15 protein-coding genes are annotated in these 12,604 nt (G+C 39.0%); 5 read left to right on the plus strand and 10 right to left on the minus strand.

Annotated features, from left to right (window positions below):
* The first annotated feature begins 27 nt into the window (after positions 1 to 27).
* Both RXX31_RS19580 and RXX31_RS19585 read left to right on the plus strand, forming a co-directional pair.
* Positions 28 to 957: a LysR family transcriptional regulator gene (locus RXX31_RS19580; RefSeq protein ID WP_317591375.1), complete on the plus strand. Its 930-nt coding sequence runs from the start codon at positions 28 to 30 to the stop codon at positions 955 to 957.
* Between the two features lie 197 nt (positions 958 to 1,154).
* A complete protein-coding gene (locus RXX31_RS19585; protein WP_317591377.1) occupies positions 1,155 to 1,766 on the plus strand; it encodes a hypothetical protein in 612 nt (203 codons plus the stop codon).
* A gap of 428 nt (positions 1,767 to 2,194) precedes the next feature.
* Here the strand turns inward: RXX31_RS19585 and RXX31_RS19590 are convergent, their stop codons facing one another.
* From RXX31_RS19590 to RXX31_RS19600, 3 genes are all read right to left on the minus strand, one after another.
* Complete coding sequence (locus tag RXX31_RS19590) at positions 2,195 to 2,431, minus strand: LysR substrate-binding domain-containing protein (RefSeq protein ID WP_317591487.1); 237 nt, start codon at positions 2,429 to 2,431, stop codon at positions 2,195 to 2,197.
* A gap of 199 nt (positions 2,432 to 2,630) precedes the next feature.
* On the minus strand, positions 2,631 to 3,299 hold the full coding sequence (locus tag RXX31_RS19595) for an NAD(P)H-dependent oxidoreductase (RefSeq protein ID WP_317591379.1): 669 nt from the start codon (positions 3,297 to 3,299) through the stop codon (positions 2,631 to 2,633).
* On the minus strand, positions 3,299 to 4,246 hold the full coding sequence (locus RXX31_RS19600; protein WP_317591380.1) for an ankyrin repeat domain-containing protein: 948 nt from the start codon (positions 4,244 to 4,246) through the stop codon (positions 3,299 to 3,301). Before RXX31_RS19600 ends, RXX31_RS19595 begins: the two co-directional genes overlap by 1 nt.
* Before the next feature lie 102 nt (positions 4,247 to 4,348).
* On the opposite strand from RXX31_RS19600, the gene RXX31_RS19605 reads away from it, so the two are divergent.
* A complete protein-coding gene (locus RXX31_RS19605; RefSeq protein WP_317591381.1) occupies positions 4,349 to 5,251 on the plus strand; it encodes a LysR family transcriptional regulator in 903 nt (300 codons plus the stop codon).
* Between the two features lie 308 nt (positions 5,252 to 5,559).
* Here RXX31_RS19605 and RXX31_RS19610 read toward each other — a convergent pair whose 3' ends face one another.
* The 4 genes from RXX31_RS19610 to RXX31_RS19625 form a co-directional block, all read right to left on the minus strand.
* Complete coding sequence (locus RXX31_RS19610) at positions 5,560 to 6,168, minus strand: NAD(P)H-dependent oxidoreductase (RefSeq protein ID WP_317591382.1); 609 nt, start codon at positions 6,166 to 6,168, stop codon at positions 5,560 to 5,562.
* A gap of 250 nt (positions 6,169 to 6,418) precedes the next feature.
* The gene (locus RXX31_RS19615) at positions 6,419 to 6,838 is read right to left on the minus strand and encodes a VOC family protein (protein WP_317591383.1); all 420 of its coding nucleotides are present in this window, start codon (positions 6,836 to 6,838) and stop codon (positions 6,419 to 6,421) included.
* A 10-nt stretch (positions 6,839 to 6,848) separates the two neighbouring features.
* The gene (locus tag RXX31_RS19620; RefSeq protein ID WP_317591384.1) at positions 6,849 to 7,139 is read right to left on the minus strand and encodes a putative quinol monooxygenase; all 291 of its coding nucleotides are present in this window, start codon (positions 7,137 to 7,139) and stop codon (positions 6,849 to 6,851) included.
* A 20-nt stretch (positions 7,140 to 7,159) separates the two neighbouring features.
* Complete coding sequence (locus RXX31_RS19625; RefSeq protein WP_317591385.1) at positions 7,160 to 8,152, minus strand: zinc-binding dehydrogenase; 993 nt, start codon at positions 8,150 to 8,152, stop codon at positions 7,160 to 7,162.
* 101 nt (positions 8,153 to 8,253) lie between these two features.
* Between RXX31_RS19625 and RXX31_RS19630 the strand changes: the two genes are divergently transcribed.
* Entirely contained in the window at positions 8,254 to 9,141 is an 888-nt protein-coding gene (locus tag RXX31_RS19630; protein ID WP_317591386.1) for a LysR family transcriptional regulator, read from the plus strand.
* Positions 9,142 to 9,266: 125 nt separating this feature from the next.
* On the opposite strand, the gene RXX31_RS19635 is transcribed toward RXX31_RS19630, so the two are convergent.
* From RXX31_RS19635 to RXX31_RS19645, 3 genes are all read right to left on the minus strand, one after another.
* On the minus strand, positions 9,267 to 9,590 hold the full coding sequence (locus tag RXX31_RS19635) for a helix-turn-helix domain-containing protein (RefSeq protein ID WP_317591387.1): 324 nt from the start codon (positions 9,588 to 9,590) through the stop codon (positions 9,267 to 9,269).
* A gap of 265 nt (positions 9,591 to 9,855) precedes the next feature.
* Positions 9,856 to 10,194, minus strand: a complete 339-nt coding sequence (locus RXX31_RS19640) for a hypothetical protein (protein ID WP_317591388.1) — start codon at positions 10,192 to 10,194, stop codon at positions 9,856 to 9,858.
* 329 nt (positions 10,195 to 10,523) lie between these two features.
* Positions 10,524 to 11,453 (minus strand): LysR family transcriptional regulator, encoded by a 930-nt coding sequence (locus tag RXX31_RS19645; protein ID WP_317591389.1) that lies wholly within the window; start codon positions 11,451 to 11,453, stop codon positions 10,524 to 10,526.
* 70 nt (positions 11,454 to 11,523) lie between these two features.
* On the opposite strand from RXX31_RS19645, the gene RXX31_RS19650 reads away from it, so the two are divergent.
* Positions 11,524 to 12,540, plus strand: coding sequence for a Gfo/Idh/MocA family oxidoreductase (locus RXX31_RS19650; protein WP_317591391.1), 1,017 nt, complete (start codon positions 11,524 to 11,526; stop codon positions 12,538 to 12,540).
* Positions 12,541 to 12,604: the final 64 nt, after the last annotated feature.

A 12,604-nucleotide genomic window follows, 5' to 3' on the forward strand; every position in this document is an offset into this window, starting at 1 on the left:
GGATGATTTTTATCTTGGATAAACATTGTGGATTTAGCGAATAAACTACACCTGCTTTTAGAAGTGTCTAAAGCAGGCTCTTTTACAAAAGCAGCAGATGGAATGAATGTCGACCGCTCTGTTTTATCTAAACATATCAAGCAATTAGAAGAACACTTAGGCGTTAGGCTATTAAATAGAACGACTCGCTCTCTTTCATTGACACAAGTCGGCAAGCAAATAGTTGAGAAAGCAGACCAAATATCTCAACTCCTTGATGACACGCAACAAATTGCGGAGAACTTTCAGACTGAACCCTCAGGGAAAGTACGAATTTCAAGCTCAACGCTATTTGGAAAACTATATCTACAACCTTCGATAGAGAAGTTTTTACATAAGTACCCAAAAGCAAGTATTGAACTAATGCTAGATGATCTTCATGTAGACGTGATTAGAAGTAATTTTGATATTGCTTTTCGAATTGGACCTATGAGAGATTCATCAATGGTAGCACGAAAATTAGCAAAAAATACGACTGCAATTATTGCTTCTCGAAATTTAATTGAAAAATATGGTAACCCAAAAACGCCTGATGAGTTAGTTAAGCTACCTTTTATTATTTATTCAAATGGTAATTTTATTGTTGATAAACTTAAATTCTACGACAAAAAAACAGTAGATGGTTTAGATACATACCCAATATCAGGATCATACATGGTAAATGAAGCTGAGCTAATTATTGAAAGCGTTAAATCAGGTCTGGGCGCAGCACTTGTAGGTCAATTTATGCTTCCTAGCAACCTAGAGTCTTCTAACTTAATTCAACTTTTACCAGAATATGAAACTCAAGAATTTGGTGATATTTATGCCATGTACTCACATCGTCAGCAATCACCGGTAGTTAGAGCATTCATTGATATCGTGCAAGAAGAAATTGGCATACCACCAATATGGGAAAAGCACTTTAATAAAAGCTAGAGGATTCCATTTCGTTTAAATTAATAATTAATAAAATATTAAAATAAAAATCAATAACTTAAATCAAACCAGATTCAAGAACCATCGAATTTTAATGTTAGGTGTATTAAGTTCCATTCTAAATGGCACTTAATACACTCAATATAAATTATATTTGATTTATAATACTAACAAATCCATCATCTATACAAGTTACGATGCATATTAAAGAAAAACACACCTCAGTTACTAGTTTGTTAGTATATAAAATATCTTATCTTATTTTTTTGGTTATTTATACATTAGCAACGATTTATTTTAGCGTACAAATGGATAAAACCACATCAGAGAACTCTCTTATAGAAATGACTCAAATAGCATTTGTGCTTTTTTCATCGTTAATGTGTCTGTATAAATCTAAGGCAAATCTTGAACTCAAGCATATATTAGTAATGATGTCCTCATTTTTTATGGTTGTATTTGTCAGAGAAATGGACTACCACTTAGAGCAGCATTTCTCTCACGGTTCATGGAAGTACCCTGCTTGGATTATAATAATATCGGCCTGTTATTTTGGATTTAATAACATAGTTAACATAAAAAAAGAGGTAAAACTTTTCATTTCTCATTCTAGCTTCATGACATTAACGATTGGTTTTTTAATTGTTTTCTTATTCTCACGCTTTGCAGGTTATGGTGATTTTTGGATGGAGTTTATGGGGAGATCATACAATAGAGATGTGAAAAACTTGGTTGAGGAAAGCTTAGAGTTACTAGGTTACGCGATACTTTTAAACGGTGTATTACTTATCAATGTAGAGAATCACTAAGTATAAATAAAAGTTCAGAGCTTGAATTACAAGCTTTGATCTTTTTTTTGTTAAAAAAAAGCAGCAAATTATATTTGCTGCAAATGATGAAAAAACAATATGCGTAAGTTAACTTCCTAGCAATGGATGCGTTAACGAGTTAATAATAACGAACTTTAACAATTTAGTCTCGTTGAAAATAATCCATACAGAATGGAAATTATTGCACTGTTTTTTAATTTAACTATATCTAATCTAGCTAGTACTCTTTGAAGTTTTTACATCCTATCTTTTTCTATTAATAAATAGTTATTCACGAAATATCCCATTTATCACCCAACAATAGCCTTTCGCAATTAATTGATTAATAATCAATAAAATATAACAAATCCCTCTAAAAAATCAGAGGTAATCAAAGCGAAACTATGTCAGATATAATAAATTTAAGCTCACCTATTCTGAGCAGAATACTGTTCGTACTCGTTGCGCATACAATCAATAAGGACTTCTATCGTCGGCGTCACACACTTGTCAGAGTGATAAGCACAGATTGGCTTGATCATCAGTGAAACTTCGGTGAACTCTAGTTCTTGTAAACTACACTCTTGTAACTCTTTATTAACAATGAACTTAGATAAATATGAGATACCAATATTACTCTCAACGCAGTTTTTGCTCGTATTAATACTGCTTGCTCGATCATGTTTTAGATTCTAATATCACGCTTCTGGATGATACTCTCAAACGTCTGTCGAAATAAAAGCTGGTTAACGTGTCTATGACTGATGTCCAAGAACGAAGAGTTTCTATCACTTGAACCTGCGTTGTCATATTTCACATTACTAATATCGGTACTTGCTTCCATCAGTAAAAAGCGTTCTCGCACTAGTACTCCCCCACCTCAATGGTAGATTCCTCAAATATCGTTTGTAGTCGAAGCGCATAGTTATCAAGCTCATAGATACGTTCCTGCTCAGTCTTACGTGCAGGTCCAAACACCTTATACGGTTCTAGTACGGAAAAGCCGGTAAATTCGAACACACCTCGGTGAATAGGGCGCAAAATAGCATCCAAATCGCCGTTCCATCCGCCCTTAGCATACAGTTCTTCTGGACCGCCTGTCGTAATACTCAGCATTGCCTTTTTACCCTTAAAGACGCCATGTTCATAAAAGCGACCGCCACCATAGACTCTTCCCATCACAAATATACGCTCAACCCATCCTTTAAGTGCCGCTGGCATACCAAACCACCAGAGCGGAAATTGGAAAATCACCAAATCACACCACTCCAGTTTCTGTATTTCAGCTTCAATCTCAGGAACAAAACCTTGATGTTCACTTGCGTACATTTCTTCGAGTTGTTGTTTGAAAAACTCACCATCATTGGTGGTGTTAAAGTTGTGTCGGCCTGACACAGGGTCAAAGTTCATCGAATGCAAATCTGAGGTTTTCACATCATGACCCGCAGCTTCTAACGCTTCTACAGAGCGACGAAACATTGCACCATTAAAACTTTTTGGTTCTGGGTGCCAGTAAACAACAAGTACGTTCATTATTTGTTCTCCAATAAATCGATAATATCTTGGTAGTGGTACTCTTTGGCTAATTCGAGTGGCGTTTTACCGTCAAAGCTCACTACATCCGTTCTGGCACCAGCATCAATGAGGGCTTTTGCTGCCTCTTTATGCCCATGCCAAATCGCATCATGAAGGGGGGTATAGCCATTGTTTGGTCCCTGAGCATTCAACGTTTCTTCAAACCCAGGATAATTTACAAGAATTTTTATGACGTCCGCTTGACCGTTATAAGCTGCTTTATGAAGTGGGATCGCTTTCATGTAGTGATCAGGAATAGTTTGATCGCCACCACGAGCCATAAGAAGTCTCAAGCTTTCAACTAAACCATCACGAGCGGCGACCATCACCGCAGTATGCTCGTCGTTCCCTGAAGAAGTAATCGGAGAAGTGGCATTGAGTAAAGACCAATCTTCCAATACCTCAAGCTGAGCCACCTTTTCTTTATCCGTTTTGCCGACTTGAGTGACAATTTGGTAAGCACTAAGCGCTTGTTCAAGCTCAACTCGGCGTTGTTTATATTGGCTAAATAAAGCTTTTAGTTTGGCAGTCTGCTCACAACCAAACATATCGCTATCACTGGCACCAAAATCTAATAAGTCTTCAGCCTTTACACCAAAAGTCGAAACAATCTCTGCATTCACATCAGGCCTTGCGAGCAAGGCATCTACGATGCCAGGTTTGCGATGCCAAACTGCAATTATCAGCGGAGTTACACCATGCTTAGGGGTTTGTATGTTGATGAAAGCACCGGCGTCAAGCAATGCGTTGACCCACTTGTCAGAGGTTTGCTGCGCCGCAATATGTAATGGAGCATTTCCCATTGCAGGGTCTAATTGGTTGACGTCACTGCCCTGCTCAAGAAAGGTTGTAAACAGCTCAAAGTCACCTTCAATAATTGTGTGGTGAAGTTTAGGTAAGCTCATCATAGCCTCATTCTTTTTGCCCGCTTGTATGTCGCTAGTGTTGACCAAAATCTTATTAACTTGTAGTGTTTATTTATTCACCTTGAAGATAAATAAAAGTTAATGAAATCACTCCCCTCGCAGTTACCCATCTTCATTCAAGTAGCTAAAAGCGGCAGCTTCGCAGCGGCAGCAAGAGCATTGGGTATTTCCGCACCTGCTGTCAGCAAGGCCATCACCAAGCTCGAAGAGGGATGGAGAGTAAAACTGTTTTTCCGTTCCTCCCATTCGCTTAGTCTTACCCAGACGGGTAGACAACTGGTAGATAGTTTGGCACCGTCATTGGAGTCAATACAAAATACCATCGAGCAGATTTCAGAAACCTCCAATGCGGCCAGTGGTACGATTAAAGTTAACCTCCCAGCTAGCTCTATTGGACAAGAGCATATTCTGCCCTTGGTTATCGAGTTTATGGCGCTCTATCCGCACATCACCTGCGACTTGCATTTTGATGATCGTAATGTCGATCTTGTCGAGCATGGGTTTGATTTAGGTATTGGTGTCGCAATCAACCAAGATTCTCGCCTTATTGCACGTCCACTGCTTGTTCAAGATATCGGCATCTACGCCTCACCAGACTATCTTGAGCATCAAGGGGAACCACAAACACTTGATGACTTAGTCGATCATCACTGTATACCTGTACGTTCTCTGACTTCGGGACGCTTTCACTACTGGCGTGTAAAAGAAGATAATCAAGCCAAGCTGTATGAACCAAGTGGGCAGCTTATCGTCAACAATTTCGCAGCAGCCAAACAGGCGACATTAGCGGGAGCGGGTATTTGTATGTTGGGGCGTTGGCTATTTAGAGAAGAGCTAGCACAGGGTTCTGTCAAACCGATTTTAAAGCACTATTGGGGCGAGCCAACAACCATATGGTGCTACTATTCATCACGCGAGTATTTGCCAATACGGGTGAGATTGTTGATTGATTATTTGGTTGAAAATATCGAAAGAATGGCTTGAAATGCAGCCTGGTTCTTTGAATGGGTTCGTCGACACTAACGATTTAGACAATTTCATAAAGTGCTTAGAGGAACAGGTTTACTTCAAATGTCTAGAATATCAAGCTAATAAGAAATTAAATAGCTATCATTATTAGATTCATCCTATTTAATAATGGGGAATTCATAATCATGACCTTGTAAAGTAGCCCATTAATTAATAACTTAACTAGCTACAGTATTTATCAGAAACAAAAAGTCGAAGAGCTGCTCTATTAATTCCCGATAAGAAATAGTATAGTCTTCGACATTTTTATTTTAATTATATTTTTATGTAAGCAACATAGAACTAATAGACATAGGGAAAATACTTTTTAGATGTTTTTCGTATCTCAGAATATCTGTACATACGTCAGGATTCTTAATAACATCGTAACATATGAACGTGTTCAATGGAGACATACCTAAAAACTGATGTGCTTTATGTATAGGAAAGTAGATGCCATCTACTCCAACTCCTTCAAAAAACTGCGATGGGTCCTCAAATGCTTCCTTAGGTGCATTCCAAGTAACCGAGAGCATATAGTATTTACCTTCTAGTAATCCACCTGAACCATATGTTTTTAGCGGGTTGCTTCGCGTTCGACCATCATTGTCGTACAAACGGCCATGACCCAGAGTAAAAACTTCATCCATATATTTCTTTACTATCCAAGGCGGCCCCATCCACCAACCCGGCATTTGGTGTACAACTACATCAGCCCAGATCCACTTTTCTATCTCAGCTTCTACATCATAACCGCTGTCTATCTCGGTAGTCTGGACATTACACCCCATCTCTTTTAGTTTATCTTCAGCAAATGATGTTAAGGTATTGTTTAAACGACCATTTGAATGTCCAAAAGACTTTCCACCATTAAGTATTAAGATATTTTTCATTTAAGCAACTCACTAATAATGGCTTACCCTACCTTCTTTGAAGATTTTAAAGGTTTAACCGTCACTAACAGTCATAAATAACCGCACTTTCTAACACAGCTATCCCTTTTTCTTTGCCCAGTCAGAATAATAAGAATCTTATTAAACATCCACTCATTGCTCTTATAATAAAAGAATTAACTTGATTCCCATTAAAGTATTGTCTGATTGATCAGAGAAAGTGTTCAATTCAAGATTAATACTTAAACAACTACCAGGTTCCCTCATTAGACATTGATGCCCAAGGCTCTTTGATTTCTAGAGGTTTACCTTTTTGCAATATCTCTATCGAAATATTATCAGGGGAACGAACAAACGCCATATGACCATCACGAGGGGGACGATTAATGGTTATCCCACATTTCTGTAGGTGTTCACACGTAGCATAAATATCATCAACTTCGTACGCCACATGACCAAAGTTTCTCCCCTCCGTATAATTCTCAGGGTCCCAATTATAAGTTAACTCCAATTGAGCATCTTCATTTTCTGGAACAGTCAAAAATATCAGAGAAAATCTTGCATCAGGATAGTCATTCCTTTTCACAACTTTAAGTCCCAACCCATCGCAGAAAAAATCTAAAGATTTTTCTACGTTTCGAATACGAAACATTGTATGCAAGTACTTCATTTACTATTCCTTAATTTTGCTTCGTGACTTCGATGGTTATAGACTCAATCGTTCGCTCTAAAGTAGTTTGAAGAGCTAAGTAATGTTTAAGCTCTTTGTGAGCACTTAGAGCAACTTCATTTATCCATTTTTCAACAAGGGTAATAGTTGATGGATAATCGCTACTAGTAAAGACATCGTATCTCAAGCAACCGGGTTCTTTGCGAGATTGGACAGCACATTCCTGTAGTGCTTTCAACGCTGTATCAAATTGGTTTGGTGTGCAGTGGATATCAACTAATACTGTTAGTTCTTCACTCATTACTGATCCTTTAAATACTGTTATCGCTCGATGACAACTTTACCCGTCGCCTTTCCAGACTCTAATCGGGTATGTGCCGCTTTTACACCTTCAAGGGTAAAGGGGTGTGTACTGTCAATGAGAGGTTTAACATCGCCCATATCGACTAGATTAGCTAAACGACGTAAAATCTCACCGTGAGTTTCTCGGTCGATATCATGAATGAGTGAAATCGCCATAAACACTAAGTCTAGTCGCAGGGCTTTAAAATGCATTTCCGTTAAGTTGTAATCTGCATAGCCGATTGTCGAGATAACATGACCTTTCAGCTTCGCAGCAATCAGTGAGTTCTGTAGTACTGGACCACCAACTGTATCGAAAATCGTATCGAAACCTTTGCCATCCGTTAGTCTCTCAACGTATGCGTTTGGCTCTTCTTTAGTGAACAGAATGGTTTCATCAGCACCTAGACTTTTTGCAATTTCAGCTCGCTCCTCGTCAGCGACCGTAGTAGATACATGCGCTCCCATGACTTTTGCTAGTTGCACACCGATGTGACCAACACCTCCAGTACCACCATGAACAAGTACCTTATCATTAGGCGTAATCTGTGCGCGAACAACTATCGCTTCCCAAGCTGTAATAGCAACAAGTGGTAAGCTCGCCGCTTCACCAAAGCTTAATGTCTTAGGCTTATGGGCTAGTAGAACAGCATCTGCTTCTACTTTTTCTGCCAATGTACCTTGAAGACCAACAATGCCACCTACACAACCATAGACTTCATCACCCACTTTAAAGTTAGTGACACCTTCACCAACCTCGCTAATCACACCTGATATGTCCATGTGCAAAATTGCTGGATAGCTCATACCAGCAGTACCTTCGCTACCCTGGCGAATTTTTGTATCTACAGGGTTCACACTGGTTGCTTTCACATCGATGACAACATGACCGAATTTTGCAGTAGGTGCCTCCATTTCAATTTCTTGAAGTACATCTACGCTGCCATGTGCTTTGATACCAATCGCTTTCATTTTTTGTCCTCTTGCTATTGACTAAATCGATGTTACTAGCAGAATTAACTCAGAAAAACACACTAATAGTTAATTGATTAAACACAAATGGTTAATAATTAATGCTTGACTCTATCGAAGATCTCAAAATCTTTTGTACTATTTACGAACAGAAATCCATTAAATTGGCTTCTGAATTCCACAACATAAGCTCCGCTGCTGGAAGCAAAAAGCTGCTCGCGATGGAAAATCAACTTGGTGTAAAATTATTTTATCGAACCACGCGTAAACTTAGTGCAACTACGGCTGGTGAGAAGTTGTATCATCACGCACAAAAAATCATTGGAATGACTGAAGAAATAGAGCGTGATTTAAATACAACCAACAAGCTAAAAGGTAAGATAAAAATCACTGCTTCAGCATCATTTACCCAGAGTTACCTTATACCCCCTATCAGTCATTACATGACACTACGTCCTGATGTAAAAATAGAATTAGTATCAACTGACGCGTTAGTTGATTTAACGGAGTACGGTATTGATTTGGCAATTAGACATGGACCATCTAAGGATTCTTCATTGATAGGCCAGAAGTTAGCTGAGTCGAGACGCATCATATGTGCATCTCCTAGCTATATACAAAAATACGGTCAACCTACTTCCCCAAATGATTTGAAGGAGCACAAACTTCTCGTTGTAGGTAATGAAAATACATGGACATTTACATCAAATAGGGTGAAAGAGACAATAAAATTGAATCCAGATTTTTCGTCAACTCTTGGAGAATCTGTGCTTCAAATGGCAGAACTTGGGCAAGGTATTGCCGTATTATCAGATTGGCATGCTAGAGAAAGTATTTCAAACGGAGGCCTGAAATCATTATTAGATGAATGGGAACTCATCCCTTCCATAACTATTCAACTGCTATATCCTTCACGAAAAAATCAGTCGCACATTGTTAAAGACTTCATATCCTTTTTAAAAGATTGGGGAAAACAAAACCCGATATGAGATTATATAGGCGGTTAGCTAGTACTCAAATGACGGATACTTTGAAAATGAGAGGAACAGTTACTTCTCTCAAAAAGTCAGTCAATGATGTCGCAAAAAACCAAAGCTTTTAGAAAATGCAGCTATCACAAAACTGCACATATTGTTTTAACCAGTATAGGTCTGGTGTAAGAGCTTGTGCCAGCATTGATACGAGTTCGCTTACCTAGCTGGTTGTTTGCTTTTAGTACCCGATAAATTGTGGACTCTGAGGCAATGTAAATGCCTTCATCAGCCAACATTGGAACGATGATATTCGGCGGTAAATCTGCATACTCTCGTGTATTGCAGATATCTAATACCTGCTGCCTTTCTGTTTCTGAGAGCCTATTATGAGGCTCGTGCTGCCGAGGATGTTGACGCATATCACCTGTGACTTCACCAGAGTTCTGTGTCCAACGCTGAAACATTCGTATGGATAACCCAACGGTGGCACAAGCCTTTGTTTTTGTTACCCCTTTGCGTACAAGTGTGACTAGTTTAAGCCGCTCTGGAATAGGAATCCGTCTTCCTCGCTAGTTTCCCTGAGGGCATTGAACTTTTCCCGCAAAACCATTAGTGCCGCGGTTTCAGCGAGTGCTTTCTCTTTACGTGCTAACTCTTTCTCAAGTGCTTTTACCTTTCTGCGTTCTTAACGTAGTTGCTTATTTTCTTTGTGTGATACTGAAGTCGATGTTACGCCCTGTGCCTTGATAGATAGTGCTCGCCAAGCTTTAGCGTCATCGACAAATAACCCTTTAGCCTACAGCATTCAGACAACTCTCGTTCAGACATTGTTGCAGTCTCAATCACGATAAAAAATCGCTGCTCTGCTGAATAGTCAATTGTAGTATTTTCTGACGACGATTCTGTTGACAATAGACCGCTTTCAACAAGTTCATTTCTCCACTTAGATACCACAAAAGGACTCACTTCTAATTCTTTAGCAATTCTTCGGTGAGACCAATTATACGATGGTAACAACCAAGTTTGACCTTTCGTTTTTACATTAAATGGAACTGGATTAGCTGGCATAGTTATCTCCTTAAAAATCTAGGCGACAACTATGCTGACACAGGGGGGAAACGAGCGATCGCAATCACCGAAATACGCATATTTGGGACAAAAATTTGGGGAGTGCCGTAGCTACTCACAATTGGGTCATGCGGGGCGAGGTGTTTGCACGTCACTACAGAACAAAATGACAAGACTTGCCAACAACTAAGTGCTGTTAAACTCATTATTAATTCTAAGACACTATTCAAGATCGCCTAGCATTTTTACCAGAAATGATATAGGAATACCCCCTACTCGGATGAGTGTCTAAATAACCCCAAGTAACAGACGTTAACAGGAAACGCTAATCAATTTCCTACCATAATGTCGTGAATCTCTTGCCTCAACCATTTTCTCATTGGATCTTGGTGAGTCCGCTCGTGCCAAGTTTGGCTTATATTCACCTTAGGTAAATCAATTGGACATGTATGTATCATTAGTCTGTCATAGGTAAAAGAAAACATTCTCGCTATAGATTCTAAGCAGACCAATATATAGTTTGTGTCTTTTACAATGATTGGAGGGGCTAAAAAACTTGAAGCTCCAGCAATAACAGTTCTGGACAAGTTTATTTTACGTAACTCCTTATCGACCAATCCATCAAGGTCACCTGAGAGAGTGGTTATGATATGTCTACAGGTCAAAAATTCCTCTAGATTTATTTGGCCTTTAATCATTGGGTTGGCGTTGTTAGCTAATACAACAAAGGATTCTTCTTTTAGCTTTTGTTGAAAATATGAATCTGATAGATCGTGATAAAAGCCAGCAATGGCGATGTCGCACTCTCCTGTTTCCAGCTCTCTCTTGGGTAACTGCCCTAAAGTATTGTGGCAAACTAACTTTAAATTTGGGGCTTTCACTTCGATTCGAGCTAAAAGGCTTGGAAGAAGTAACTGTTCAATAAAATCCGTCGTGTATAAATGAACTGTGTCATCATTGAGGAGAAAGTTTTGAGACTCGAGTTGATGATATAGCCCCTCTACTGACTTAGTTACCTGTAAGACTTGATGTGCTATTCGTTCCGCCAGTGGTGTTATTGTTAATCCTCTTGCTGCTCTTACAAAAAGTGGGTCATCAAACTCTCTTCTCAATTTATTTAACTTGTGGCTAAGTGCAGGCTGGCTTAAAGACATGCGTTTTGCTGCATTAGACAGGTTTCTCTCTTCGAATAGCACTTTGAATACATAGAGTAAGTTTAAATCTTTTGTAGAGATATTCATTTTTTGGATTACTAACATTCTAACAATTCATTTTCCTTGATCTTAGGTTAGTCCTACACTTCCTGTCAATTAATCACAGGAGACAATTATGAGTAAGTTACGTTTGGGTATTGTGGGTTCTGGCATGATCGCAGGTGTCATTGCAAAAGCAGTAAAACAAGTTGATAGTATTGAGCTAGTCGCTGTTGCAAGCCGTCGTCCAATATCTGCCAAAGCATTCGCTAATGAACATGGCATCGACCAAGTATTCGACACTTGGCAAGAAATGATTGCATTTGAAGGCATTGATGCTGTTTATATTGCAACCCCAACTGCAAGCAAAGAGGAAATTGCTGTATATGGTGCACAAAACAAAAAGCATCTTTTAGTGGATAAGCCCTTTGCTAGTACCGAATCTCTAAAGAAAATTATCGAGGCTGCAAAGGCAAACAGTATAAGCTTTATGGATGCGACTCATTTCACTCATAACCCACGCACTAAGAAAATCAATGATATAATGGCTGAAGAAATTGGTACACCACAGGCGGTTAGAACTTCTTTCTTTTTTCCGTTTATGGATAGATCTAATATTCGCTTTAACACTGAAAAAGAGCCTACTGGTGCAGTGGGCGATATGACTTGGTATACCATGCGTGCAGTAGCCGAATACTTAAAGCCAACTACTCCTATTAAAACGATTTCAGGTGGGATTGTAAGAGATGAAGAGACCAATGCCGTTATTCGTGGCTCTGGAGTGGTGATATTTGAAGACGGTAAATCTTCGACTTTTGACTTTGGGTATAACGCTGGTGTGTGTTTAATGGATTTAGATGTACTTGGCCAAGAAGGTGTATTTAGCATGTCCGACTTCGTACTAGACTGGAAAAATGGATTTGCCTTTGATAATCAAGATCATGTCATCGGCTTTACAAAGCGTGTTGGAATGCAATTACCTAAAGAGCACCAATATATCGAGGCTGATTCAATAGAGCCGCAGTCTATCTTTATGGTACGTAACTTTGCAGCATTGACCCGAGATGTAAACTCAAATAGTAACAAGCAAGCACAACATTTGGCCTTATTAACTCAACAGTTATTAGATAGCTACTGGAACACCGTAGCGTAATTTTCTGAATAAGGATAAGACTATTCTGTCTTATCCTTAAAATTATTTGGTGTTGTCAGAATAC

Origin of the sequence: Vibrio sp. EA2, assembly GCF_033042495.1 — a bacterium.
GTDB lineage: Bacteria > Pseudomonadota > Gammaproteobacteria > Enterobacterales > Vibrionaceae > Vibrio.

What these genes read in the sequence shown, in the direction of transcription:
- RXX31_RS19585 (WP_317591377.1), top strand. Translation starts at nt 1,155, where the DNA reads ATGCATATTAAAGAAAAACACACCTCAGTTACTAGTTTGTTAGTATAT.
- RXX31_RS19595 (WP_317591379.1), bottom strand. Translation starts at nt 3,299, where the DNA reads ATGAACGTACTTGTTGTTTACTGGCACCCAGAACCAAAAAGTTTTAAT.
- RXX31_RS19600 (WP_317591380.1), bottom strand. Translation starts at nt 4,246, where the DNA reads ATGAGCTTACCTAAACTTCACCACACAATTATTGAAGGTGACTTTGAG.
- RXX31_RS19605 (WP_317591381.1), top strand. Translation starts at nt 4,349, where the DNA reads ATGAAATCACTCCCCTCGCAGTTACCCATCTTCATTCAAGTAGCTAAA.
- RXX31_RS19610 (WP_317591382.1), bottom strand. Translation starts at nt 6,168, where the DNA reads ATGAAAAATATCTTAATACTTAATGGTGGAAAGTCTTTTGGACATTCA.
- RXX31_RS19615 (WP_317591383.1), bottom strand. Translation starts at nt 6,838, where the DNA reads ATGAAGTACTTGCATACAATGTTTCGTATTCGAAACGTAGAAAAATCT.
- RXX31_RS19620 (WP_317591384.1), bottom strand. Translation starts at nt 7,139, where the DNA reads ATGAGTGAAGAACTAACAGTATTAGTTGATATCCACTGCACACCAAAC.
- RXX31_RS19625 (WP_317591385.1), bottom strand. Translation starts at nt 8,152, where the DNA reads ATGAAAGCGATTGGTATCAAAGCACATGGCAGCGTAGATGTACTTCAA.
- RXX31_RS19630 (WP_317591386.1), top strand. Translation starts at nt 8,254, where the DNA reads ATGCTTGACTCTATCGAAGATCTCAAAATCTTTTGTACTATTTACGAA.
- RXX31_RS19635 (WP_317591387.1), bottom strand. Translation starts at nt 9,590, where the DNA reads ATGTTTCAGCGTTGGACACAGAACTCTGGTGAAGTCACAGGTGATATG.
- RXX31_RS19640 (WP_317591388.1), bottom strand. Translation starts at nt 10,194, where the DNA reads ATGCCAGCTAATCCAGTTCCATTTAATGTAAAAACGAAAGGTCAAACT.
- RXX31_RS19645 (WP_317591389.1), bottom strand. Translation starts at nt 11,453, where the DNA reads ATGTTAGTAATCCAAAAAATGAATATCTCTACAAAAGATTTAAACTTA.
- RXX31_RS19650 (WP_317591391.1), top strand. Translation starts at nt 11,524, where the DNA reads ATGAGTAAGTTACGTTTGGGTATTGTGGGTTCTGGCATGATCGCAGGT.